Origin of the sequence: Variovorax frigidus (assembly GCF_051216515.1) — a bacterium.
GTDB lineage: Bacteria > Pseudomonadota > Gammaproteobacteria > Burkholderiales > Burkholderiaceae_C > Variovorax.
This window is the reverse complement of record NZ_JBPJZF010000001.1, coordinates 397,017-420,255: the sequence shown is the minus strand read 5'-3', so window position 1 is coordinate 420,255 and position 23,239 is coordinate 397,017. Positions and strand designations below refer to the sequence as shown.

The following is a 23,239-nucleotide window of genomic DNA, read 5'->3' as shown; positions in this document are numbered from 1 at the left end:
CCATGGCGAACGACCACCCCACCGCGGCCACCGTGCCCGAATTCGATGCCGAGCGCCTGGCCATCCACTTGCGCGCGCAGATCCCCGGCCTGAGCGGCCCGATGCGCCTCGCGCGCATCGGCGGCGGCCAGTCGAACCCGACCTTCTTCGTCGACTTCGACCAGCGTGCCCTGGTGCTGCGCAAGCAGCCGCCGGGCGAACTGCTGCCTTCGGCCCATGCGGTCGACCGCGAGTACCGCGTGCTGCGCGCGCTGGCCGGCACCGACGTGCCCGTGCCGAACGCGGTGCTGTACTGCGAGGACCGCAGCGTGGTCGGCACGCCGTTCTACGTGATGGACAAGCTCGAAGGCCGCGTGTTCCCGCACTACACGCTGCCGGAGGTTCCGGCGGCCGAGCGCCGTGCTTGCTACTTCGCCATGGCCGAGACGCTCGCGCGCCTGCATGCGGTCGACTGGGCCGCCGCGGGCCTGGGCGACTACGGCCGGCCCGGCAACTTCTTCCAGCGCCAGGTCACACGCTGGACGCGGCAGTGGGAGGCCTCGCGCACGCGAGAAGACGCCAACATCGACCGGCTCATCGCCTGGCTGCCGGCCAACATCCCGGCCGGCGACCACACCACCATCGCGCACGGCGACTTCCGCTTCGGCAACCTGATGTTCCACCCCACCGAGCCGCGCGTGATCGCGGTGCTCGACTGGGAGCTGTCGACGCTGGGCCATCCGCTGGCCGACGTGGCCTACAGCTGCATGGCCTGGCACACGGCGGCCGACGAGTTCGAGGGGATGCGCGGCGTCGACCTCGCGGCCGAGGGCATCCCGACCCAGGCCGAGTACGCGGCGCACTACCGGCAGGCGGGCGGCCATGCCGAGCCGGTGACCAACTTCCACCTGGCGTTTTCGCTGTTCCGCTTCGCGGTGATCCTCGAAGGCATTGCGGCACGCGCGCGCAGCGGCATCGCGGCGGCCAGCGATGCGCAGCAGGTGGGCGCGCAGGCCGCCGGCTTCGCGCGCCGGGCGGCAGCGCTCATCGACTGAAGTGGTGCACAGGGAGAGGTGGGAAAATCCCGCTGCTCCATGACCGACTCCCTTCTCCTCGCTTCCCCGTCGCCGCTGCTCGACCGCCTGCAGACCCTGGCCGATTGCCCGCAGGCCGAGGGCTATGCCTGCATCACGGCGCGGCGCGAGCATGGCGCGAGTTCGGTGTCCATCGAGGGGCCCACGCTGGCCGTCGTGCTGTCCGGCCAGAAGTGGCTGCGCGGCGCCGGCATCGACCTCACCATCGACCCCGGCCAGCTGTTCCTGGTCACGCGCAGCTGCCGCATCGCCGTGATGAACCGGCCCGATGTCCAGAGTGGCCTCTACCTCACGCTGACCATCCCGCTGTGCGCGGAGGTGATCGATGCGGCACGGTTGCTGTGGTCGGTGCCGGTGGTGCAGGGCGGCGACAGCATCGTCGCCATGCCCGCGGCCCGACTCGAGGCCGACCTGATGGCCTGGAGCGGCGCGCTGCAGGCCGCGCGCTACGGCGAGGCGCGGCTGGCGCTCGCGGCCATGCTGGTGCGCCTGTGCGGCTGGGGACACACGGCCATGCTGGTGCCGCCGCCGCCGAGCCTGGCGGCGCAGGTCCAGGCCCTGGTGTCGGCCCAGCCCGAACGCGAGTGGCGCTCGGCGGACTTCGAGGGCGCGCTGGGCATGAGCGGCGCGACCTTGCGCCGACGCCTCGCGGCCGAGCACACCTCGCTGAGCGACGCGATCACCGAAGCCCGGTTGTCGCATGCGATGACGCTGCTCTACACCACGCGCTGGCCGGTGAAGACCGTGGCCGGGCGCGTGGGCTACCGGTCGAGCGCGAGCTTCGTGCGGCGTTTCGTCGAACGCTACGGGCTGCAGCCCGGCGACATCGGCAACGCCGAATCCTGAGCGCGGGACCGAGGCCAGTGCGAGCGTTTCGCGCACGAACTTGAGCGCCTCGCAAAGCGCATCGCACCGAGGATGAGGGTCCGCGGCGTGGGCCGCTTCTCTGTCTGGACCCGTTCATGTTCTCCCTTGCTTCCTCCCGCCGGCATGTGCCGGCCGCCCTGCGCCTGCTGCTCGCCGCCGCGGCCACGACCTGGGCACTCGCCGCGCCGGCCCAGCCGAGCGCCCAGGTGCCCGGCTACTACCGCCAGGCCATCGGCGACCTGCGCGTGACCGCGCTGTTCGACGGCGTGGTGCCGCTGCCGCGCGCGCAGCTCACCGGCATCGCGCCCGCGCAGGTCGATGCGCTGCTGGCCGACCGCCATGTGCCCGAGGGCGAGAAGGGCCTGCAGACGGCGGTCAACGCCTACCTGGTGGAGCGCGGCGGCCAGCGCGTGCTGGTCGACGCGGGCACCGCGCAGTGCTTCGGCGAGGGCCTGGGCCAGGTGCTGGCCAACCTGCGCGCGGCCGGCTTCCGGCCCGAGGACGTCGATGCGGTGCTGATGACCCATGCCCATCCCGACCACCTCTGCGGCGTGCTCGATGCGCAGGGCGCGGTGGCGTATCCCAACGCCACGCTGTGGCTGGCGCGCGAGGAGGCCGCCCATTGGGAAGACCCGGCCTCGGAGGCCGCCACGCCCGAGGCGCTGCGCTTCCTGTTCGGCATGGCGCGGCGCGCGATCGCGCCCTATGCGGCGGCGGGCAAGCTGCGCCGCTTCGGCCTCGGCGATGCGTTGCCGGCGGGCTTCACGGCGTTGGCATCGCACGGCCACACGCCGGGCCACACCTCCTTCCTGGCCGAAGGCGGCAAGGACAGCGCACAGAAGCTGCTGGTCTGGGGCGATGTGCTGCACTACCACGCGGTCCAGTTCGCGCGGCCCGAAGCCTCCTTCGAGGCCGACACCGACCGCCCGCAGGCCATCGCCTCGCGCCGCAGCCTGCTCGAACGCGCGACCCGCGAAGGCTGGTGGGTCGCGGGCGCGCACCTGCCGTTCCCGGGGCTGGGCCATGTGCGGCGCGAAGGGCCGGCCTTCGCGTGGGTGCCGGCCGAGTTCTCGCCCCTGCCCGCGGGGCGCTGAACGAGTTGTTCAACCCACTTTGCGCTCGCGGCCGGCCCAGTGCGGCTCGCGCAGCTTGTACTTGAGGATCTTCCCCGTCGGCGACAGCGGAAGTTCGCTCTCGAAGGCCACGCTGCGCGGGCACTTGTAGCCCGCGATCAGCGTGCGGCAGTGCGCGATCAGCGCCTCGGCCGTGAGCGCCTGGCCTTCGCGCAGCACGACCACCGCGTGCACGCGCTCGCCCCAATGCGCATCCGGCACGCCGACCACCGCGCACATCGACACCTGCGGCAGCTGCGTGATGGCGTTCTCTACCTCGGCCGAGTACACGTTCTCGCCGCCGGTCACGACCATGTCCTTGAGCCGGTCGACGATGTAGAGGAAGCCGTCGTCGTCCATGCGGCCGCCGTCGCCGGTGTGCATCCAGCCGTCGCGCAGCGCCTCGGCCGTCTGCGCGGGCTTGTTCCAGTACCCGGCCATCACAATCGGGCCGCGCGCCGCGATCTCGCCCACCGTGCCGTGGGGCACCGGCACGCCTTCGGCATCGACGATGCGCACCTCGGCGATCGGCACCGGCCGGCCGGCCGAGCGGCGGCGGTGCGCCGGCTGGTCGGGGTGGTGGCACCAGGCGGGCAGCACGGTCACGACGGGCGAGAGCTCGGTCATGCCGTAGAGCTGGCAGAAACCGGCCTGGGGCAGCTTCTCGATGGCCTGCATCAGCAGCGCGTCGTCGATGGGCGCCGCGCCGTAAAGCACCAGTTGCAGGCTCGACGTGTCGTAGTCGCGGAAGCGCGGATGCTCGATCAGGCGCTTGACCATGGTGGGCACCATGAAGGTCTCGCTGGCGCGCTCGTTCTGGATCGCCTCGAGCACCTGGACCTCGTCGAAGGCCGGCATCACGACCTGGGTGCAGAGCCGCAGCATGAGCTGCAGCGTCAGGCCCACGCCGCCCACATGGAACATCGGCGCCATGTTCAGGCCCACCGCATCGACCGGGCGCGTGGCCGCCATGTTGGCCGAGAGCTGGCCTGCGTAGAGGTTGGCGTGCGTGAGCATCACGCCCTTGGGCTGGCCGGTGGTGCCGCCGGTGTACATCACCGCCGCAAGGTCGGCACCGCCACGGCGCGCATCGGCCACTGGCACGGCCCGCGCCATCAGCGCCTCGGCGTCGTGCATGCCCTCGGGGGCAGGGCCGTCGTCGAACCAGAGCAGCGTCTGCAGTGCGCGTGACAGGCCGTGCTGCTGCGCACCGAGTGCCGCGTGTTTGGCATCGACCAGCAGCAGCCGCGTGTCGCAGTCGTCGAGCGAGTAGGTGACCTCGCGCGCGCTCCAGCGGATGTTGACCGGGTTGACCACCGCGCCGGCCCACCAGGCCGCGTAGAAGAACTCGACATAGCGGTCGGAGTTGAGCGCCATCATGCCGACCCGGTCGCCGGGCTGCACGCCCTGCGCCTGCAGCACCGCGGCCAGCCGCGCCACGCGGTCGACGAAGGTGGCGAAGCTGCTGCGACGCGCGCCGCAGACCAGGGCCGTGGCCTGGGGTTTTTCCTGCAGGGCCTTGTGCAGGGGCTGGGTGAGTTCCATGAAAAAGCGTCTCCGGGAGGGCGTGGAAGGGCGGGGCGCGCGAGGGTCCCGCCCGGCCTCGATTCTTGTGTGCCGCCGGCGGCTTGGCTGTCGTCCAAATCGACGATTCGGCGTGTGGCACGCATGACTGTGTTTGCGAACAGCCGCGCCAAATTCGTCCCTTTGGACGAGCGTTCACCACGGGGCCCCGGCCGAGAATTCTCCGAGGCCGCAGCACGCGGCAGGCGACACACAGGAGACAAGACAATGCCCAAACATCCAGCCATCCGCGCCGCCGCTCTCGGCAAGCGCGGCTTCTGCCGCGGCGCCATGGCCGCCGCCGCGGTCGTGCTCTCGCTCTCGCTCTCGTTCCACGCGCAGGTGCAGGCGCAGCCCTCGGCGCCGTTTCCGTCGAAGCCGATCACGCTGCTGCTGCCGTTCACCGCGGGCGGCGCCACCGATGTGCAGATCCGCGCGCTTGCGCAGGCCGCCTCGCAGACGCTGCGCCAGCCCGTGGTGGTGGTCAACCAGCCGGGCGTGGCCGGCACCATGGCACCCGCGGCGATGGCACGCAGCGCCGCGCCCGACGGCTACACGATCTCGATGATCCCCTCGACGCTGTTCCGGCTGCCGCATGTGCAGAAGGTCAACTACGACCCGGTGGCCGACTTCAGCTACATCATCGGCGTGACCAGCTACAGCTTCGGCATCGTGGTGGCCGCGGATGCGCCCTGGAAGACCTTGCCCGAGCTCATCGCCGCGGCCAAGGCCACGCCCGACAAGATCTCCTTCGGCGCGATCGGGCAGGGCAGCTCGGGCCACATCGGCATCTCGCGGCTGTCGCGCGCCGCGGGCTTCCCGCTCAACTACATCCCGTTCAAGGGCGCCTCCGAAGTGGTGCAGGCCACCATGGGCGGCCACATCCAGGTCATGACCGAGGCCGGCTGGGGCACCATGGTGGAAGCGGGCAAGCTGCGCCTGCTGGCCGTGATGGACGAGCAGCGCTCGCCGCGCTGGCCGCAGGTGCCGACGCTCAAGGAACTGGGCTACGACATCGCGGTGCGCTCGCCGGTCGGCCTGGCCGGCCCCAAGGGCATGAGCCCGCAGGTCGTGAAGACGCTGCACGACGCCTTCCTGGCCGCCAGCGCCGACCCGCAATTCCTGAAGGCGCTCGAAGTGCAGGGCCAGCCCGCGGTCCACATGGACAGCGAGCAGTACCGCCGCTTCGCCATCGCGCAGACGGCCAGCGACAAGCGCTTCGTCGAGGAACTCGGCTTCAAGCTCAACGAGTGAACGTCGTGAACCCTGCGGGTGGCGTAGGGGCGCCCCGGATCGTTCCGGCCGATGGGGTGGCGGCGGGCGCCCGCCATCTCGACTTCGCTTCGCTCAGGCCGTCGCCTCGCGCGACCCGACACGTCTTGTTTGCAGCCACAGGACCGCGACCGCCGCAGCAGCAGCCGACGCACCCGCCAAGGGAACCAGCGACAGATCGGCATACGAGATGGTGAGGCTGCCCAGCGCCCCGCCCAGTGCCGTTCCCAGATTGAAGGACGCGATGTTCAAGCCCGCAGCCACGGCCGTCGACTCCGGCGCAAGGGACTGGGCCAGCTTCAGGAGACGCAGGGTCAGCAGGGTCACGATGCAGAAGAAGAACATGCCCAACGATCCGACAAGGACCATCATCGCGACGGGAGAACAGTTCAACCCATACAGGCCGAGCAGGTTCAACGTCAGTCCGACCAACGCGGCCAGGCTGCTGCCGACGGGCCCCATCGCATCCGCCAGATAGCCGCCGAGAAGGTTACCGGCGATGGCGCACACGCCGAACACGAGCATGCCGGCGCTCAGCCATCGGAGGTCGACACCGGTGATGTCCAGCAGGTAGGGCGAAACGAAGGTGAAGAAGGAAAAGGTCGCGACGCTCACCAATGCGCTGACGCCGGCCGTGATCATCAACTGCGGATGCGTGACGGCCTTGAGGCCGTGCCACGCACTCGCCCGACGGCCACTGTGCCGGTCGGCCTCGCGAACGGGCATGAAGAACAGCAAGCCGAACATGCTGAGGGTGCCCAGCGCCCCGATGGACAGAAAGATGAGTCGCCACGACCAGATGCTGCCGAGGAATGTGCCCATCGGGACGCCGACGGCGAGCGCAAGCGTCAGTCCGATCCAGACCACCGAGAGCGCGCGGCCGGCGCGTTTCGGGTCGACCAGCTTCGTCGCCGCATCCGAGGCGACCGCCATGAAGACGCCGTGCCCCAGACCCACCACGAAGCGGATGGCAAGCAGCGTCGGCAGGTTCGGCGAAAGGCTCATCAGCACGCTGCCGAAGGCCAGCACCGCCACGGCCGCCATCAGGACGTGCTTGTCCCGCCAATGCGAGACGAGCGCCGTGACGAAGGGGGCGCCGATGGCCGCGCCCAAGGCATAGGCGGCGATGGCCGTCCCCACCGCGGCGATCTGGGCATGAAGGTCCGTGGCCATGGCCGAGAGCAGGCCCGCGACGACGAATTCGGAAAGTCCGAACGCGAACGTGCACAGTGAAAAAACATAGATGGCTGCAGGCATGGCGGTTCCAGGATCGACGACGGAAAGAAGACCCTGGAACGCCTCGCCGGCAATGGCCGGCGCTGTCCCAATTTTCGGATGCGGCATGCGCCGGCACGGGTCACGACATTGCGATACACCGCGTGGGGCGGTGGGTGCCGAGGCAGCTTAGTGCCGGCAATGGCGTTCGTGAAATACCGTTCGTGTCGCGGAACGAGACGTCGAAAGTCTCAGTGCGTCAGGGCTGCGGGACGAGCCGCCGTATCTCCTCGATCAGCCTGTCTCTCAGCGGCGATGCCTGCGACCCGTTCCATGCCATCAGGAGGTCCAGCTGCAACAGGTGCTCCGATCCGGACGCGGTGATGGAGCGAAACACGACGTCCTCCCGCGCCTCGCTGGCCAGCGATGCGGGGATCAGCGCCATGCCGAAGCCGCTCGCGACCAAGGCGATCAAGGTCTGCAGTTTCCGCGCGTGCTGCACGACCCGAGGTTGGAACCCCGCCGCCTGGCAAAGACGGACGAGTTGATCGTGAAAGCCCGGCCCCAGCGGCCTGGGCGAGGCGACGAAATCCTCGTCTTTCAGCAGCGCCAGTTCGATGGATGCATGGCCCGCGAGCCGATGCCCTGCCGGCAGCGCCACCCATATCGGCTCGCGCGCGACGGTCTCGAAGCGCAAGGTCGGCGTGGATGTCCCGGGTGTACGCATGAACCCGATGTCGGCGGTGCCGTTCTCCAGGGCCTCGACCTGCTCACGCGTCGTCGCTTCGATCATCTCGAACGCGACGCCGGGCGACGCGGCCCGGAAATGGCGCAACGCACGCAGCAGCGGTGCGTACGGCGTGATGTGGATGAAGGTCAAGGTCAGCCGGCCGTCGATCCCCTGCGCGACGCGGCGCGTGTGCGCGACGCTCTCGTCCAACGACTGAAGAATGCTCCTTGCCCTTTCCAGGAAGGAGGTGCCGGCCGGCGTCAACGCGACGCTGCGCTTGGTGCGCTCGAACAGCGGGGATCCGATCTCGCTTTCCAGTCGCCGGATGGCCTGGCTCAAAGGCGGCTGGGCCATGTGCAGGCGCTCCGCAGCCCGGCTGAAATGAAGCTCTTCCGCGACGGCGATGAACTGTTGGAGTAAGCGGGTTTCCAGCATCGAAGTTATCCGGTGTTCTTTCCTGTAGGGGCGCAGTGTGGGGCAGGCGAGCGCGACGGGGACCACTGTCGCGCGGGCTCCGGCACGTGCGCAGCGACGTCGTGCCGAAGCGCGACGCACGCCGAAGCACCGCCCGCTGCGTTGTTCGTTGCACCCTTCTCTCGCCGCACTAATCCGCAAAGTTCTCGGTGTAGCCCAACAGCAAGGTGTTGCACCCTGTCAGCAACAGTGCGAGGGCATCCCAGGCGACGGCTGCTGCCGCCGCGTCGTCGGAGGGGTAGACCAGCGAGAGATCGTCCACCAGGCGGCGAGCCTCCGCCTCGTCGGGCGCCTGCGTGCGCACGAAGCCGAGCCATGACGCGCCGATGCCGAAGAAGCGGTAGCCGTGCGTGGTGGCGATGTGGCGGATGAGGGCGTGGTTCTGGAACACATTCCAATCGGCGCTGAAGTAGCCGTTGGGCAGGCCGGCAATGAGCAGGTCGTCGCGCGCAACCGGCACGCGCTGTACGTAGACCACGTCGTCGTGGGCCAGCAGCCGATCGGGATCGCGGTTCATCGCGAGCAGTGCGTCCACGTCGTCCTGCGAACTCAAGCGCGCCTCCGCCAAGGCGCGCCAATCCTGGCGCAGCGCAGGGACGTCGAGTTGGGCCGCCACATGCGCGAGCTGCCGCGCCTCGTGGCCGTGCAGCGCGACCGGGTCGTCGTAGTCAAGGTCCTCGTCCGCGCCTTCATCGTCGGGCGTGAGCCGCTCGTCTTCGCGGGCGTGCATGCTGGTGTAGCAGCATTGGTCGAGGTCATCGAGCGTGCAGAGGAACCGGTGCCCCGGTTGGCGCCTGTGCAGGTCGTCCAGGCAGGCCAGCACCTCGGCCAGCGAGCGCACCTCGCTCAAGCGCAGGTGGCTGAAGGTGTTGACCGGCTTGAACGGTGAGGGGGTGCGAAAGTCGATGGCGTCTTCTTGCATGGGAGTTCTCCTGAGGGGCTGGTGTGCCCGGACAGACCGAGCGTAGCGGAGCAGGGCGGCGCCCAGCGAGATGATTGTTGGATGTGCCTCCGGCTGGCTGTTGGAATGCGATGGCGCAATGGTCCTCCGAAGACAGCGTGCAGTACCTGCTGACCGGCCGCACCGCGGCCTTCGGTGCGATGGTCGCCGTGGTGCAGAACAGCACGCAGCACATGTCGACGCCGGGCCTGCAGGCGATTGCAGGCGATCTGCGAGCGCTGGGCGCCAAGTCCGGAGGGCCGGCCGTGCCGACGCAGGCGGCATTGGTCGCCGCAGCGCCGCAGCACCCGACGACGCAGGCCCTGCGCAACGGCAGGGTCGAGGCCAACAGCGGGGCGATGGTCTACCTCAACAACTGCAACGCGTGCCACCGCTCGGACGGCACGGGCGCCACCAAGACCTTTCCTGCGCTCGCGGGCAACAGCGTGGTGAATGCCAAGGACCCGACGTCGCTGATACGCCTGGTGCTGGCGGGCTCGGCCATGCCGAGTACCACGCAGGCACCGTCACCTATCGCCATGCCGGACTTCGGTTGGCGTTTGACCGATTCGGACGTGGCCAGTGTGTTGAGCTTTGCGCGGGCCAGTTGGGGCAACCAGGGGGACGCGGTGACGGCGGGGCAGGTGGCTAAGGTTCGGGAATCGCTCAAACCTGTGGCTACGGCGAAGGGACCGTGAGACGCTGCACCTGATTTGTGGAGGGCATTTGTTCGGGGCGCGTGCGCAGGCCACCGGGTACTCCCCTCCGCGAATGTCCCCCGCCTTCGACTCCTCCTTTATTTCGCTGCGGGGAGCACCCGATGGCCTGTGCACGGGGGCAGGCTGCTGGTGGGCGAGCGATCAAAGACCGCTGCTCATTACGCTCATGTAGATTGGGTGGCCTAAAAGGGCTGCCCGCCGCTGATGGTCGACATCCTGAACAGCCAGGTGCAGGGCGGATCGTCACCATCGGCGAAGCGCTGCCGCACGCCAAGTCGGGCTGGGTAGAGCGTTTCGGCGTTCTCGGTACCGGTCGCATGTCGTTGGAGCCGCAGATCTAGCCTTTCACGAAGCGAGGTTGCGAAGGCTATGAGCGTGCGCGTTCTCGGCTTTTCTGCGCCGACCGGCACGCTGCAGGCGTCGATCGACAAAGTTGCGGTTGCGGTTGCGCGCCCGGATTTCAGAAGCGGACGGTGGGACCAAGGTTGTCGGGGAAGCTGATGGAGACGGGGAAGATCGGTTGCGGCGGATGAGGATCTGAGTTGGAGATGAAGCTAGCCTCGGAGTGTTAGAGCGCAACAGTTTGCTGCTCGGCCGTACCCCACGCTTGATGAACGCAAGCGGTATTAGATAGCAACACTGAAAGGCTGCTTCGCAGGGCGGATTCAACCGGTCGACGCAACACAATAACCACTGCTGAGGCAGAAGGAGTGTTGCAGATGAAGTATCGGACGCGAACCCACTACACGGACGCCCAAAAGGCATTGATGTGGGAGCGCTGGAAGGAAGGCTGGACTCTGCATCAGATCGGCCATCTGTTCGACCGACCTCACACCTCGATCCACACCATCCTGTCGAAGACCGGTGGCATTCGACCACCGGACCGGCGGCGCAGCGCGAAGGCGCTGACCTTGGCGGAGCGAGAAGAGATCTCTCGTGCTCTAGTGATCGGTGAATCGATGCGCTCGGTGGCCGCCCGACTTGGCAGGGCACCGTCGACCATAAGCCGCGAGATCGGTCGCAACGCAGGGCAAGACTGCTATCGGGCGAGCGTCGCCGACGAAGCAGCCTGGAACCGTGCCCTGCGGCCGAAGCGCTGCAAACTGGTCAAGAATCGGGCGCTGGCTGGCGTCGTGGCGGACCTGCTTCGAATGCGGTGGTCGCCGGAGCAGATCGGCGGTTGGCTCAAGCATACTTATCCGAACGACCCGGGCCTTCATGTGTCACACGAGACCATCTACCGCAGCCTGTTCATTCAAGCGCGTGGCGCGTTGAAGAAGGAACTGCTGGAGCATCTCAGACGCACACGCGGCATGCGACGCTCTCGTTCCTACACACAGAAGACGGCGATCCATGGGCAGATTACTGATGCCGTGTCGATCAGGGAGCGCCCTGCATCTGTCGAAGATCGGGCGGTGTCTGGCCATTGGGAGGGAGACTTGGTCTTCGGGAGCGGCAACAGCCAAATCGCCACGTTGGTCGAGCGACAGACGCGATACGTGATGCTGGTCAAACTCGAAGGCAAGGACTCGCAGTCGGTCGTCAACGCGCTGATCAAGAACGCACGCAAGTTGCCGCAGGAGCTCTACAAGTCATTGACTTGGGATCGAGGCACGGAGATGCACGGTCACAAATGGGCTGCTGCGGCAGTACATGCCGAAGGGCATCGACATCTCCGGCTACTCACAGCTCCAACTCAACGCGATCGCGCGACAATTGAACGAGAGGCCGCGCAAGACACTCGGCTTCCACACACCCGCTGAGATGTTCAGCGAATGTGTTGCGTCGACCGGTTGAATCCGCCCTGCAAAGCGGACGCCAGCCATCGAGGTCAAGCAAATATCTCTGTTCTCGAAATCAACGGGCCGACATGCTCAAGCCCCCTATGGCGTAGGCATCTTGACGGTCTCTTGCGCCGGTACTACCGTGCGTTTCTGCATCTCCGTAGGCCTACCAAGCCATGTCCGCAGCCTGCTCGAACCGACGAGTCAGGCCGTCGACGAAACTGAGCATGTCCTCCTCGGACCGCATAGCGCGTGCGTAGGTACCATCAGTCGCGTACGACAGAATGCTAGGAAGGACACTGAAGAGATAGTGCCTTGCGGGGGCCAGTGCTCCCGCCCATAGGTGGTCAAGAAACGAACCGATCTCCGTTATCGCCGACGCCTCATCGAAGGCCACGCGACCTGTGAAGCTAACTTGCTGGTCTCGGTCGTTGGTCAGCAGAACGGAGACGGAGCCCGCACCCGAGTGGAAACGAAACGCTTGGCCCTCTTTGCCGAACGCCCCGTGAGCCACGAAGTTCCTTACCTGTGCACGAAGATCCAAGAGCTTGTCGTAATGCGCTTTGGCGTCTTTGTCCGAGATGTCGAGTGCGGCCTTGAATTTCGCATTCCAGTTGTCCTCGGCGAGCACTGCAACTTGCGTACCTACGGTCAGCTTTCCCTGAAGTATCGCGAGATGGATAAACGCGTGCTCAGTCCAACTGAAGAAAGCGTCGATGGCAGCCAGCGCATACCAGTTCACTTGCTTGTTAACCGACAACCACGATGAGATGAGCTCGAAGTTGAACGTCCCAGGGGATTCGCGTCCTCTGTCCTTTGCCTTACTTTCTAGCTCTTTTCTTTCAACGACCTGTGCGTTGAACTGGTCGCGAAAATACTCGTAGCGTTCGAAAAGATCAGAGTTTTTGTTGACGACGTTCAGATCAGATGTCGCAATTGCTTCCTTTGCACGCCACTGGAAGTATGGGGCCGCAACTGAGACGGCCTTCTTGATCGCTTCGACAATAGCGGTCGCGTCCTTCTCGCCTTGCTGACTTGGCCGACCGCTCATTCTCGCGTTGGGGTCGAGATTGGGTTCGAAGACTCCGAGCCCCATCTTTCGATGCTCTATGCCGTACAGGCGACCGCGGAACCTGACGGGTACCGTCCACGCGGTCTTTTCCCATTGACTAAGACGCGGGAACTTGAGTAGATCAACGAGAAGAAAATAGACAAGGTAGTAGGGCGGAAGGCCTTGACCGGCCTCTGTTCGCGCCGACAACATTAGCCCGCGTCCTTCCTCAGGCGAACGCGGAGGCCCGGCGGGCTCCAGCTCTTGGAGTGCCGCTCGTGCCATGTCGCTCATATTTGCAGGCAGTTCCGGTACAGCGATCGACTTTCTGGCTTTCACACCTATTCCCATTCTTGAGCCACGGTTCAGACCTGCGCGTCTAGGAAGTCGCGGGACTGCGTCAAGAACGAGCGCAGGTTGCGCGAGAGCACGCGCTGCAGGGCTACCGGATATGCTGGGTATCGGAAACTCGCGAAGGTCAATCAGCCTCCCTCCGGTAGCGCTGAGTCAGAGGTGGGCGAAGCAGCTCCTGTTGCCTGTGCTGCAGCAGGTCCCTTGAAGCGGATATGGTTTGCCTGTCCGTTCGCCTCGGCCCAGTGCTTGATCTTGATCCCCAACCAGGTCAGGTAGTCGCCGGTACCCAGCGCGCCGTCAGCGAATGGCTCGTGCTGGTCTGAGTCCTGCAAGTCCGCCATTAGGATCTGGACTCGCAGCGCCATGGCATCGTCCTTGGCCACCGTCAGGTAGGTGTTCAGCGGCTTGTCCTTGGACTCCTCCTCACCGCCGAGGAAGCGCTCGAAGTCGGGCACGCTGATCCTGTGCCGGGCGGCCAGGCCAGCCTTTCGGGCCTTGAGCACTGCCTCGCGGATTTTGCCGTTCTCGGTCCACATGCCGTTGCGGTGCCCGTTCGATTTGTATGGCGGGTCTACATCGTGCACGATGCCGAAGTCAATCTTGAAGTGGGTCATGACCTTTATAAGCGGCACCAGTATGGCTTTGCCCCTAGCGCGGATGACTGTCACCTCGTCCATGAGTCCGTGCCCACGCTCAATGATGGACGACATGAAGGCGGCATGCTCCGTATCACCCTCGACGAGCACGGGGTAGGAGCCGAAGAACACTTCGGAGAAGCTCGGGTCGATGTGCTGGAGGGCCTGCAGGCGCTGCTTGTCGTCGTCTTGGAACTCGAATTCAATCTCGTCCGAACGATAGGTCTTAGGCGCCATCGGCGCGTCGTCATCTTCACTCTCGCGTTCGAGGCGAACGATGGTCGTGTGATCCTCGAACGGGTTGACGAAGTGGGGCGAATGGGTGGTCATGATGACTTGCCAGTCGGGATGCTTCGCCAGTTCGTACAAGTGGCGTTGCGCAGCCCGTGCGGCCATTGGGTGCAATGCGTTCTCCGGCTCATCGATCAGCAGTAAGTAGCCCGGAAACGCCGGGTCGTCCTCGCTGTCGGGAATGTTGCCGTCTTCGTCGTGAGCTTTCAGGCGTGACGTAGATTCCGCGATGATCTTGTCGTAGGCGTGCAGATCAGCTTCCTTGGCTTTCCCCGGCCCCTTGTCCGCCTCCTTCTTGCGCTTCACCCGGGCTGCTTCCAGTTCCTTCTCCAGCCGCTTCCTGTACTCCTGCCGGACCTCGTTGTCGCGTGACAACTCGTTGTGGACCTGGAGCATGGACCAGAAGAGCGCGCGCCGTGCGCCGGTTCCCTGCTGGTGGAGCGACGTCTGCGTCTTTCCATCCTGGACGATGAGACTTGAGCCCGTTTTGAGGAGGTCGGCGAGCTTGGGCACGATCGGACTCGCCGCGACGTTCAGCTTCACGTCCAGGCGCGGGAACACTCGCTTGAACCCTTGTGCCACTCGGCCTGATATGCCGTTGAAGTGCTTCTCGTGCACGCCGCTGAGTGATTTGACTCGCGTCGTGACGCTTGCGAGAGCGAGGGAAAGCGCGGACGCCGGATCGATCCGCTCCTTCTCGAGGCCGGCCAACAGCGGACCCAGCGCTAGGGTGAGCAGCATCTCCTCGGTCTTCGCTGCGTCATCCAGCGAACCGATGCGAAGCGGACGGGGCAACCTGGAATTGAAGACTGGATCCGCGCCTCCGGCCTTGCCGTCCTCAGCCCACGCCCCCTTTCCGTCGGCACCTCCAGACGGATCCCACGTTGTGCGGACCTTCTGATACTTGTCGGGTGCCCATTGCCAGCGGCTCTTGACGACTAGCAACCCGTCCTTTGACTCCTTCCACCGCGAGTCGACGTTACCAATGCCGTCTGGGATGTGAACCTCCAGAAGCACTTCGGAGGGCTTGTCCGACGGCGCATGCAGGCAGCGGTCCTTGTTCTCATCAAACTGGACTGAACCTTTGGCCAGTTCGTAGGCGCGCAGGATGGTGGATTTGCCTGCGTTGTTCTTGCCGACCAGGCAAACAACATTGTCTAGTTCGATCTCTACGCCATCGTCGCCGATGCATCCGATGTTGCGCACGGTGATGCGTACAAGCCTGGATCGATTTGCACCTGCCATGTTTACCCCTATGACACGAATATGTTGTTGGTAAACAAGCGTAACAGCAGTGGCGGCTGGGCGATAAACGCCGGACTTCACCGGGCGCCTGGCCGCCAAGTCAGCGGTACTAGGTAACCGGTGTTGGCGAGAGCCGTAGCTCAGGCCAAGAACCGTGAATGACTCAGATCAGTCTTAAGCAGTCGTCCAACTCGACTTAGTTCCCTCAGGCCGGTAGCCGCTATCGTCCCTCGGCTGCCTGTCGCTAGCTCCTGTTCTATCTCCGACCACACATGCACCATTGCATAAATGACGAGCGTCTGAATGGGGCAAGAAGCACATCGAGGAAACGGCCAAGCTATCGGCGGTTGCTGCGTTCCGAACCCAGTGCAGCCTGCTTTGCGTAGAAGCCGATTGATATTGAAATCCGGCCGTGCCTTGAGATCCTCGACCCCCTCACTCCTCCACCCGAATCCCCGTCCCCTCAATCACCCGCCTCCAAGTCCCCGCATCTTCCCGCAGCACCACAGAAAACTCCGCCGCCGTGCTCCCCACCGGCTCGATGTTCATCTCCCGCATCTTTTTCTGCATTTCCGGCTTGGCGATGACCGCGGCCACCGTGGTCGACATCTTGTCGATGCGTGCCTGCGGTGTGCCGGCGGGCAGGAAGAGGCCGATCCAGGCATAGGGCTCGAAGCCCGCGTAGCCGGCCTGTTGGAAGGTCGGCACCTGGGGCAGGGCTTCAGAGCGGCGCGTGCCCAGGGCTGCAAGGGCGCGCAGCTTGCCGCTCTGCAGGTACGGCAGCGCGGTGCCGGTGTCGAGCACCGCGACGCGGATGTGGCCACCGAGCAGGTCGGTCACCATCGGTGCCGCGCCCTTGTACGGCACGTGCGGCATGTCGAGGCCGGCTTCCTTCTTGAACAGCTCGCCGTAGATGTGCGAGGTGGTCGCGACGCCGGTCGAGCCGTAGGCGTACTTGCCGGGCTCGGCCTTGAGCACAGTGACCAGTTCCTTCAACGTGGTCGCGGGAAAGTCGGGCGTCACGATCAGCGCCGAGGTCGACATGCCGATCTGCGAGACCGCCGCGAAATCCTTCACCGCGTCGTAGGGCAGGGCGCGCCGCAGCGCGGCCATCTGCACGTGGGTGGTGATGGTGAAGAGGGCCGTGTGGCCATCCTTGGGCGCACGCGCTACGGCCGCAGCGCCGATGGTGCCGCTGGCGCCCACGCGGTTGTCCACCACCACGGGCTTGCCCCAGGCCGTGCCCAGTTCCTGCGCAACCAGGCGGGCGATGTTGTCGGTGATGCCGCCGGCGGGGAAGGGCACGAGCAGCGTGACGGTCTGCGTGGGGTAGTCGGCCGCGGGGGCCTGTGCGGCTGCGGGGAGTGCGGTGAAGGCGGTCAGTGCGCCGAGGGCCAGTCCCAGGCCGAGGGTGAGCGAGCGGTGTGCCATCGTGTTCCTTGCGTTTTTCATTCGAGCCGGATGTTCTTCGCCTGGATCACCTGGCTCCAGCGCTGGTGGTCCGCACGCATGGTGGCGGTCAGTTGCGCAGGCGTGCTGCCCACCGGTATCACCCCCATGGCCTCGAGCCGCGCCTTGGCGTCGGCGCTTTGCACGACCTCCGCGACATCGGTCGACAGGCGCTTCGCGATCTCGGGCGGAGCGCCCGCAGGCAGGTACAGGCCGAACCATCCCACCGACTCCATGCCGGCATAACCCAGTTCCTTGAAGGTCGGCACCGTGGTGATCAGTGGCGCGCGCGCCGTGCCCACCACTGCCAGCGAGCGGGCCTTGCCGGCCGCCACATGCTGGCTCACACCCTTGGCCGAGACGAAGACCGCGTCGACGTTGCCGCCCAGCAGGTCGGTGATGGCCGGTGCCTCGCCCTTGTATGGCACGTGCAGCAGGCGGATGCCGGCGGCGTCCTGCAGCACCTCGGCATAGAGGTGCGCGCTCGATCCGTTGCCGAAGGAGCCGTAGGAATACTTGCCGGGCGCGGCCTTGGCCAGCTTGATGAAGCCCTCGAGCGTGTCCACGCCCAGTTTCTCGTTCACGGTGAAGACGATCGGCAGGCGGCCGAGCTCCGACACCGGCACGAAGTCCTTGAAGGGGTCGAAGCCCACGTTGGGATAGAGCAGCGGGTTCTGGATGATCGAGGTCAGCGAGAACAGCAAGGTGTAGCCGTCGGCCGGTGCGCGCTGCACGGCCGTGATGCCGAGCATGCCGTTGCCGCCCGGGCGGTTGTCGACGATCACGTTCTGGCCCAGCTTGCGGCCCAGGCCCTCGGCCACGAGGCGCGCGAAGACGTCGGTACCGCCGCCCGCGGCGTAGGGCACGATCATGCGGATCGGCTTGGTGGGCCAGGCGGCCGGCTGGGCCCGCGCCGGCCATGCGGCGCTGGCGGCCAGGGCGCTGCCGAGCGCGAGCATGCGGCGGCGGGTGAGGGTCTTGTGTTCTTGCACGGGATGTCTCCGGGTTCTTCTTGTAGGGGGTGGGTGGCGACTCAGGCCGGCAGGCTCACGACCACGATCCCCGGCCCGACCGAGACTCCGTGGCGGTTCTCGCTCCAGACCTGGAGTTCGAGCCGATGGCGCTGCGCTTCGTCGGCGCTGTCGTCGATCCACTTGCGTTCGACGCGGCCCTGCACCACCACTGTGTCGCCCGCGGTGTTGAAGGACCTCATGCGAAAGCCGCGGATGGCATGCAGCGTGCCGGCCAGGCCGATGTACGCGCGCACCGTGCGCTCCCACATGCCCTGCAGGAACATCACGTTGGCGTACATCTCGGGCGCGCCGGTGGACTGCGCATGCGCGGTGTTGTGGTGGATCGCGTTGAAGTCGCGGTTCGCGCCCGCGGCCATCACCATGCGGTAGACGGTCAGCGGAAAGCGCAGCGGCGGCAGCGTGTCGCCGACCTCGACGTCGGCCCAGCTGCGCTGCCGGGCCCAGTCGATGCACGGGTTCTGTTCGTGGCTCATGCGCTTCCTGCGGCGTGCGGGTTGTAGTGGTACATGCTGAAGCGGCAGCGCGCCACGACTTCTGCGTGCTGGTCGACGATCTCGTATTCCCAGGTCGTGAAGGCGCCGCGGCCGACCTGCGTGGCCTTGGGCTGGCAGCGCACCAGGCGGTTGCCGCGCCGGGCGAGCCGGTCGCCGACATGCACCGGCCGCAGGTAGTCGACCTCGTAGTCGGTCGCCATGTAGGCGCTGGTCGGGGGCATGCCGGGCGGGCGAACGCCCTTGAGCGGGCTGCGCTCGGGTTCGGCGTCGCGCGCGTCGCTGCTGAAGATGGGTGGCTGGCCGGGCGACCACATGGGCGGCAGGGTCCAGGTCATGAGGCTGGTCGACGGCACGGTCGGCGCCGCATGGCCGTGCGCTCGTGCCACGGCCGCATCGGTGTGCAGCGGGCAGTCGAACTCCAGCACCTCGAGGTAGCGGCGCACCGCGCTAGCGTCGATGGCGTCGGCGCCGTGGAAGGTCTCGGCGCTGCCGAAGTCCTCGCCCACGCGCGCCATCAAGGGCTGCCAGGCGGCTTGCCAGTCGGTGTCGGGTGTATTGGGTGTTTGCATCTCAGTGGCCTTGGTGCGCAATGAATGGCCTGCGGCGCATGGAGCCCGCACGGCCCCATGCCAGGGATACCGCGGAACCGGCTTTGCCGGGCCGCCGGTATCGCCCCCTTGAGGGGGAGGCGCCGCAGGCGCTTCGGGGGTGTTTCATCCCTAGATCCCGATGAACTCGGCGACTTCGGCCAGTGGCGCGCGCTCGGTCGTGAAGCCCTCCAACGCGTGGTCCGGGTCCGCATAGCCGATCGACATGCCGGTGAACAGCATGCGCTCGGCCGGCAGCGAGAGAAAGTTGCCGATCGTCTTCGGGTAGATCGCCCAGCATTCCTGCGCGCAGCTGTCCAGGCCCTCGCCGCGCAGCAGCAGCATCACGTTCTGCAGCAGCATGCCCAGGTCTGACCATTGCGGCGGGCCCATGCGGCGGTCGACGCTGCAGAACAGCGCGAGCGGGGCGCCGAAGAACTGGTAGTTGCGCCCGAACCATTGAAGCCGCGCGGCCTTGTCCTCGCGCGGGATGTCGAGACGCGCGTACATCTGCTCGCCGACCGCATAGCGCCGGTCGCGGTAGGGCGCGACCAGTTCGCGCGGGTAGATGTCGTACTCGCTGCCTTCGCCCGTGGGCGCCTGCTGCACGCGCTCGCGCATCAGCGCCTTGAGTTCGGCGAGCCGCTCGCCGCCCACGACGTGCAGGTGCCAGGGCTGGAGGTTGCCGCCCGAGGGGGCGCGCAGCGCCTGTTCGAGCACGCGCCGGATGGCGTCGGCCGGCACGGGCCGGTCGAGGAAGTGGCGCACCGAGCGGCGGCTGGCGATCGCGTCCTGGATGTTCATGGCATGTCCGATGGAAGAGGGGATGTCAGGGTGCGTCGCGCGCGGGCATCACGACGCCCAGCTCGGCCGCGACCTCGGCGCTGTGCTGACCCGACGCGGCGGCATGGCCGAGCTCGGCGTAGTCGAAGGCCGAGAACTGCACCGGCGGGCGCACCTCGAGATACTCGCCCTCGGTAGGATGGGTGCGCTGGCGGAACAGGCCTGTGGCCTGCAGTTGAGGGTCGGTGGGCAGGTCGTCGATGTCGTTGACGCGCATGGCCGGGACGTTGGCCTGGCGCAGGATCTCCAGCCACTCGTCGGTGCCGCGCTCGGGCAGGATCGCGGCCGCGGCCTCGTACATGCGGCTGGTGTTCTTCCGGCGCAGCGCCTTGTCGGCGAACTGCGGCTGCTGCAGCACCTCGGGATGGCCGGTGGCCTCGAAGAAGCGCACCCAGCGCTCGTCGAGGTACGGCGCGAGCGCGAGGTAGCCGTCGCGGGTCTTCATCGGCTGGCGCGTGGGGTCGACCTGGCGCGGGTAGCACGAGGGGCCGGTGGGCGGCACGAAGGTCATGTCGCACAGGTGTTCGACCAGGTTGAAGCTGGTGACCGACTCGAACATCGGCACCTCGACCTTCTGGCCCTCGCCGGTGCGCAGCCGGTGGATCACCGCGGCCAGCACCGCATAGGCCGCGTGCAGGCCCGAGACCTTGTCGGCCATGGTCATCGGCACATAGCGCGGCTGCGGGTTGCCGTCCACGCGCGGCGGCAGCGAGGCCACGCCCGAGGCGGCCTGGATGATGTCGTCGTAGGCCTGCAGCTTGGCGTAGGGGCCGCGCTGGTCGAAGCCGGTGCAGTGCACGTAGATCACGTCGGGCCGGATCGCGCGCACCTCTTCGTACGACAGTCCGGCGCGCGCGATGGCGTCGCTGCGCACGTTGTGGATGAAGATGTCGCTGGTCTCGATCAGCCGGTGCATCGCGGCGCGGCCGGCCTCGCTTTTCAGGTCCCAGTCGACCGAGCGCTTGCCGCGGTTGAGCCGCAGGTGCACCGGGCTCATGAGCGGCGTGTGCGGCGGCGTGCCGATGACGCGGATGCTGTCGCCCTCGGGCGGTTCGACCTTGATCACCTCGGCACCGAGGTCGGCCAGGATCTGCGTGCAGTAGGGGCCGAAGATCACCGTCGTGAGGTCGGTGACGCGCAGGCCTTCGAGCATGCGGGGCGATGTCATGTTGTTTCCTTCGTTGCTGCTGAATCTTGGAGTTGCGCGGCGCGTTGCCGCAGCCGCTCGGGTCCACCCAGGACCTGGCGGTTGAACCCGACGCGCTTGAACCAGAAGTGCAGGCCCAGCAGGTCGGTGATGCCCATGCCGCCATGCACCTCGGTGGCGGTGCGCGCGACGAAGGTGCCGATCTCCGACAGGTGGGCCTTGGCATGTGCCGACAGCAGCTCGGCCTCGTCGGGCAGCGCATCGAAGGCATGGGCCGCGTACCAGACCAGCGCGCGGCCGGGCTCCAGGCCCGCGGCCATTTCGGCACACAGGTGCTTCACCGCCTGGAAGGAGCCGATCACGCGGCCGAACTGCCGACGTTCCTTCGCATACGCGACGGCCTGGTCGATCATGGCCCAGCCCGCGCCCAGCGTGTCGGCTGCGAGCAGGGCCCAGGCGGCGCTGCGCAGCCGCGCCAGCGTGGCGGGCGTGGCGTCGGGCAGGGCCTGCGCGGGCACGTTGTCGAACACCAGCTCGCCCAGCGGGCGGGTCGCGTCGATGCTGCGCAGGGCCGTGCGTTGCAAACCCGGTGCATCGGCTGCGACCAGGTGCAGGGCGCCGCCGCGGTCGGCCACGACGAAGACATCGGCCTGCGCGGCGTCGAGCACGAACAGCGCGCTGCCGTTCAGCCGGCCATCGCCGGCCCGCACGCCCGCGCCGTCGCGCGCACCGGCCACGCTTTCGGCGATGGCCACGCCCGCGATGCATTCGCCGCTGGCCAGGCGCGGCAGCCATTCGGCCTGCTGTGCCGCGCTGCCGGCCTCGCGCAGCGCCAGCGGAGCGAGCACCGCGCTGCCGAGGAAGGGCACGGGTGCCACATGGCGGCCCAGTTCTTCGGCCACCAAAGCGGCATCGAGCAGCGAGAGGCCGAGGCCCCCATGCGCTTCGGGCACCAGCAGCGCGGGCACGCCGATCTCGCAGAGCGTCTGCCAGACCGCGGGGTCGAAGGGCTTGTCGGTGGCGGCCACGGCGCGCACGCGCTCGAGCGGGCAGGCGCGTTCGAGGCTGCGGCGCACGCTGTCCTGCAGGGCGCGCTGGTCGGGGGAGAGGGCGAATTCCATGGGGGTGATGTCTCCGTGCGCGTCAGGCGGCCAGGCGCGGCTCACGCGGCATGTCGAGGCCGCGCTCCGCGATGATGTTTTTCTGGATCTGCGCGGTGCCGCCGCCGATGATCAGGCCGAGGTCGAACATGTAGCGCTCCTGCCAGATGGCCTGCGCGCGCAGGTGCGGGCTGCCGTGCATCAGCAGGCCGAGCTCGCCCAGCGCGTCGATGGCCAGCCCGGCCAGCTGGTGGCGCAGCTCGCAGCCCTGCAGCTTGACCACCAGCGCGGCCAGGCCCAGGTCTTCGCCTGCCGCGGCCGCGGTGAGCAGCCGCAGGCCGTGGCACTTCTGCGCCAGCACCTGGCCCTGCAGCCGCATCAGGCGATCGCGCAGCACCGGCAGGTCGATCAGCCGCGTGCCGTCGACCGTCTCGGCCTGCATCAGTTCGACCAGTTCCTGGTAGCGCTGGGTCGTGACCGCGGCATTGCCGAGCGAACCGCGCTCGTGCTTGAGCGTGGCGTTGGCCACCTTCCAGCCTTCGCCGCGCTGGCCGACGATCTGGTGTTGCGGCACGCGCACGTCGGTGAAGAAGACCTCGTTGAACTCGGCGTGGCCGGTCATGGTCCTGAGCGGGCGCACCTCGATGCCCGGCGTCTTCATCGAGAACAGCAGGTAGCTGATGCCCGCGTGCTTGGCCGCGCCGGGCTCGGTGCGAACCAGGCAGAAGATCATGTCGGCCACGTGCGCGGTCGAGGTCCAGATCTTCTGGCCGTTGATCAGGAAGTCGTCGCCGTCCTCGGTGGCGCGGGTCTGCAGCGCCGCCAGGTCGGAGCCCGCGCCGGGCTCGGAATAACCCTGGCACCAGAGCACCTCGCCGCGCAGCGTGGGCGCGATCCATTCGCGCCGCTGCGCCTCGGTGCTCAACTCGAGCAGCGTGGGCACCAGCATCGAGATGCCCTGGTTGCCCATGGGCGGGGCGGCGCCGGCACGCGTGAACTCCTCGGTGATCAGGTGGGCCTCCATCACGTCGGGCGCGGCGCCATGGCCGCCGTATTCGCGCGGCACGGTGCGGCCCGCGTAGCCGTGTTCGAGCAGCAGGCGCTGCCACGCCAGCGCGGCGGCGGGCGGGCGTTGCGCGGTCGGGGCCGTGGCCGAGAGGTGGCCGTGGGTCCGGAGGAAGGCGCGGATCTCCTGGCGGAAGGCTTCGTGGCGCGGGTTCGGGCTGAGGTTCATCGGCTGTGGTGGCGGCAGGCGCGGGC

General features: G+C 67.3%; 20 protein-coding genes and 1 pseudogene. 6 read left to right on the top strand and 15 right to left on the bottom strand.

The features are described 5' to 3' along the window. Positions 1 to 2 precede the first annotated feature (2 nt). The 3 genes from ACSFBC_RS02005 to ACSFBC_RS01995 all read left to right on the top strand — a co-directional run bounded on the left by ACSFBC_RS02005 (position 3) and on the right by ACSFBC_RS01995 (position 3,034). Positions 3 to 1,034: a phosphotransferase family protein gene (locus ACSFBC_RS02005; RefSeq protein ID WP_435508632.1), complete on the top strand. Its 1,032-nt coding sequence runs from the start codon at positions 3 to 5 to the stop codon at positions 1,032 to 1,034. Between the two features lie 39 nt (positions 1,035 to 1,073). Continuing rightward, positions 1,074 to 1,919, top strand: coding sequence for a helix-turn-helix transcriptional regulator (locus ACSFBC_RS02000; protein ID WP_435508631.1), 846 nt, complete (start codon positions 1,074 to 1,076; stop codon positions 1,917 to 1,919). 116 nt (positions 1,920 to 2,035) lie between these two features. Next, on the top strand, positions 2,036 to 3,034 hold the full coding sequence (locus ACSFBC_RS01995; RefSeq protein ID WP_435508630.1) for an MBL fold metallo-hydrolase: 999 nt from the start codon (positions 2,036 to 2,038) through the stop codon (positions 3,032 to 3,034). Between the two features lie 9 nt (positions 3,035 to 3,043). Here the strand turns inward: ACSFBC_RS01995 and ACSFBC_RS01990 are convergent, their stop codons facing one another. Beyond that, entirely contained in the window at positions 3,044 to 4,597 is a 1,554-nt protein-coding gene (locus tag ACSFBC_RS01990) for an acyl-CoA synthetase (RefSeq protein WP_435508629.1), read from the bottom strand. Positions 4,598 to 4,843: 246 nt separating this feature from the next. Between ACSFBC_RS01990 and ACSFBC_RS01985 the strand changes: the two genes are divergently transcribed. Next, positions 4,844 to 5,869, top strand: coding sequence for a tripartite tricarboxylate transporter substrate binding protein (locus ACSFBC_RS01985; RefSeq protein ID WP_435508628.1), 1,026 nt, complete (start codon positions 4,844 to 4,846; stop codon positions 5,867 to 5,869). 93 nt (positions 5,870 to 5,962) lie between these two features. Here the strand turns inward: ACSFBC_RS01985 and ACSFBC_RS01980 are convergent, their stop codons facing one another. The 3 genes from ACSFBC_RS01980 to ACSFBC_RS01970 form a co-directional block, all read right to left on the bottom strand. Further along, entirely contained in the window at positions 5,963 to 7,231 is a 1,269-nt protein-coding gene (locus ACSFBC_RS01980; RefSeq protein WP_435508627.1) for an MFS transporter, read from the bottom strand. A 130-nt stretch (positions 7,232 to 7,361) separates the two neighbouring features. Beyond that, on the bottom strand, positions 7,362 to 8,267 hold the full coding sequence (locus ACSFBC_RS01975; protein ID WP_435508626.1) for a LysR family transcriptional regulator: 906 nt from the start codon (positions 8,265 to 8,267) through the stop codon (positions 7,362 to 7,364). Positions 8,268 to 8,436: 169 nt separating this feature from the next. Beyond that, positions 8,437 to 9,228, bottom strand: a complete 792-nt coding sequence (locus ACSFBC_RS01970) for a hypothetical protein (protein WP_435508625.1) — start codon at positions 9,226 to 9,228, stop codon at positions 8,437 to 8,439. Between the two features lie 137 nt (positions 9,229 to 9,365). Here ACSFBC_RS01970 and ACSFBC_RS01965 point away from each other — a divergent pair, with 137 nt between their 5' ends. Further along, complete coding sequence (locus tag ACSFBC_RS01965; RefSeq protein WP_435508624.1) at positions 9,366 to 9,944, top strand: c-type cytochrome; 579 nt, start codon at positions 9,366 to 9,368, stop codon at positions 9,942 to 9,944. Between the two features lie 203 nt (positions 9,945 to 10,147). Here the strand turns inward: ACSFBC_RS01965 and ACSFBC_RS01960 are convergent, their stop codons facing one another. After that, positions 10,148 to 10,396 (bottom strand): hypothetical protein, encoded by a 249-nt coding sequence (locus tag ACSFBC_RS01960; RefSeq protein ID WP_435508623.1) that lies wholly within the window; start codon positions 10,394 to 10,396, stop codon positions 10,148 to 10,150. Positions 10,397 to 10,684: 288 nt separating this feature from the next. Between ACSFBC_RS01960 and ACSFBC_RS01955 the strand changes: the two are divergent. Next, positions 10,685 to 11,762 (top strand): annotated as a pseudogene (locus ACSFBC_RS01955) (IS30 family transposase). 153 nt (positions 11,763 to 11,915) lie between these two features. On the opposite strand, the gene ACSFBC_RS01950 reads toward ACSFBC_RS01955, so the two are convergent. From ACSFBC_RS01950 to ACSFBC_RS01905, 10 genes are all read right to left on the bottom strand, one after another. Continuing rightward, positions 11,916 to 13,139, bottom strand: a complete 1,224-nt coding sequence (locus tag ACSFBC_RS01950; protein ID WP_435508622.1) for a hypothetical protein — start codon at positions 13,137 to 13,139, stop codon at positions 11,916 to 11,918. 143 nt (positions 13,140 to 13,282) lie between these two features. Beyond that, positions 13,283 to 15,406, bottom strand: coding sequence for an ATP-dependent nuclease (locus ACSFBC_RS01945; RefSeq protein WP_435508621.1), 2,124 nt, complete (start codon positions 15,404 to 15,406; stop codon positions 13,283 to 13,285). 354 nt (positions 15,407 to 15,760) lie between these two features. Beyond that, on the bottom strand, positions 15,761 to 16,756 hold the full coding sequence (locus ACSFBC_RS01940) for a tripartite tricarboxylate transporter substrate binding protein (protein ID WP_435508620.1): 996 nt from the start codon (positions 16,754 to 16,756) through the stop codon (positions 15,761 to 15,763). A 17-nt stretch (positions 16,757 to 16,773) separates the two neighbouring features. Continuing rightward, the gene (locus tag ACSFBC_RS01935) at positions 16,774 to 17,766 is read right to left on the bottom strand and encodes a Bug family tripartite tricarboxylate transporter substrate binding protein (protein ID WP_435508619.1); all 993 of its coding nucleotides are present in this window, start codon (positions 17,764 to 17,766) and stop codon (positions 16,774 to 16,776) included. A gap of 41 nt (positions 17,767 to 17,807) precedes the next feature. Further along, the gene (locus tag ACSFBC_RS01930) at positions 17,808 to 18,281 is read right to left on the bottom strand and encodes a hotdog family protein (protein ID WP_435508618.1); all 474 of its coding nucleotides are present in this window, start codon (positions 18,279 to 18,281) and stop codon (positions 17,808 to 17,810) included. Continuing rightward, positions 18,278 to 18,871 carry an FAS1-like dehydratase domain-containing protein gene (locus ACSFBC_RS01925; protein ID WP_435508617.1) on the bottom strand — a complete coding sequence of 198 codons (594 nt, stop codon included), beginning with the start codon at positions 18,869 to 18,871 and terminating at the stop codon, positions 18,278 to 18,280. The genes ACSFBC_RS01930 and ACSFBC_RS01925 overlap by 4 nt, the downstream gene beginning before the upstream one ends. Before the next feature lie 150 nt (positions 18,872 to 19,021). Further along, positions 19,022 to 19,693, bottom strand: a complete 672-nt coding sequence (locus ACSFBC_RS01920) for a nitroreductase (RefSeq protein ID WP_435508616.1) — start codon at positions 19,691 to 19,693, stop codon at positions 19,022 to 19,024. Between the two features lie 25 nt (positions 19,694 to 19,718). Then, the gene (locus tag ACSFBC_RS01915) at positions 19,719 to 20,900 is read right to left on the bottom strand and encodes a CaiB/BaiF CoA transferase family protein (RefSeq protein WP_435508615.1); all 1,182 of its coding nucleotides are present in this window, start codon (positions 20,898 to 20,900) and stop codon (positions 19,719 to 19,721) included. Next, entirely contained in the window at positions 20,897 to 22,000 is a 1,104-nt protein-coding gene (locus tag ACSFBC_RS01910) for an acyl-CoA dehydrogenase family protein (RefSeq protein WP_435508614.1), read from the bottom strand. Before ACSFBC_RS01910 ends, ACSFBC_RS01915 begins: the two co-directional genes overlap by 4 nt. A gap of 22 nt (positions 22,001 to 22,022) precedes the next feature. Further along, positions 22,023 to 23,213 carry an acyl-CoA dehydrogenase family protein gene (locus tag ACSFBC_RS01905; RefSeq protein WP_435508613.1) on the bottom strand — a complete coding sequence of 397 codons (1,191 nt, stop codon included), beginning with the start codon at positions 23,211 to 23,213 and terminating at the stop codon, positions 22,023 to 22,025. Between the last annotated feature and the right edge of the window lie 26 nt (positions 23,214 to 23,239).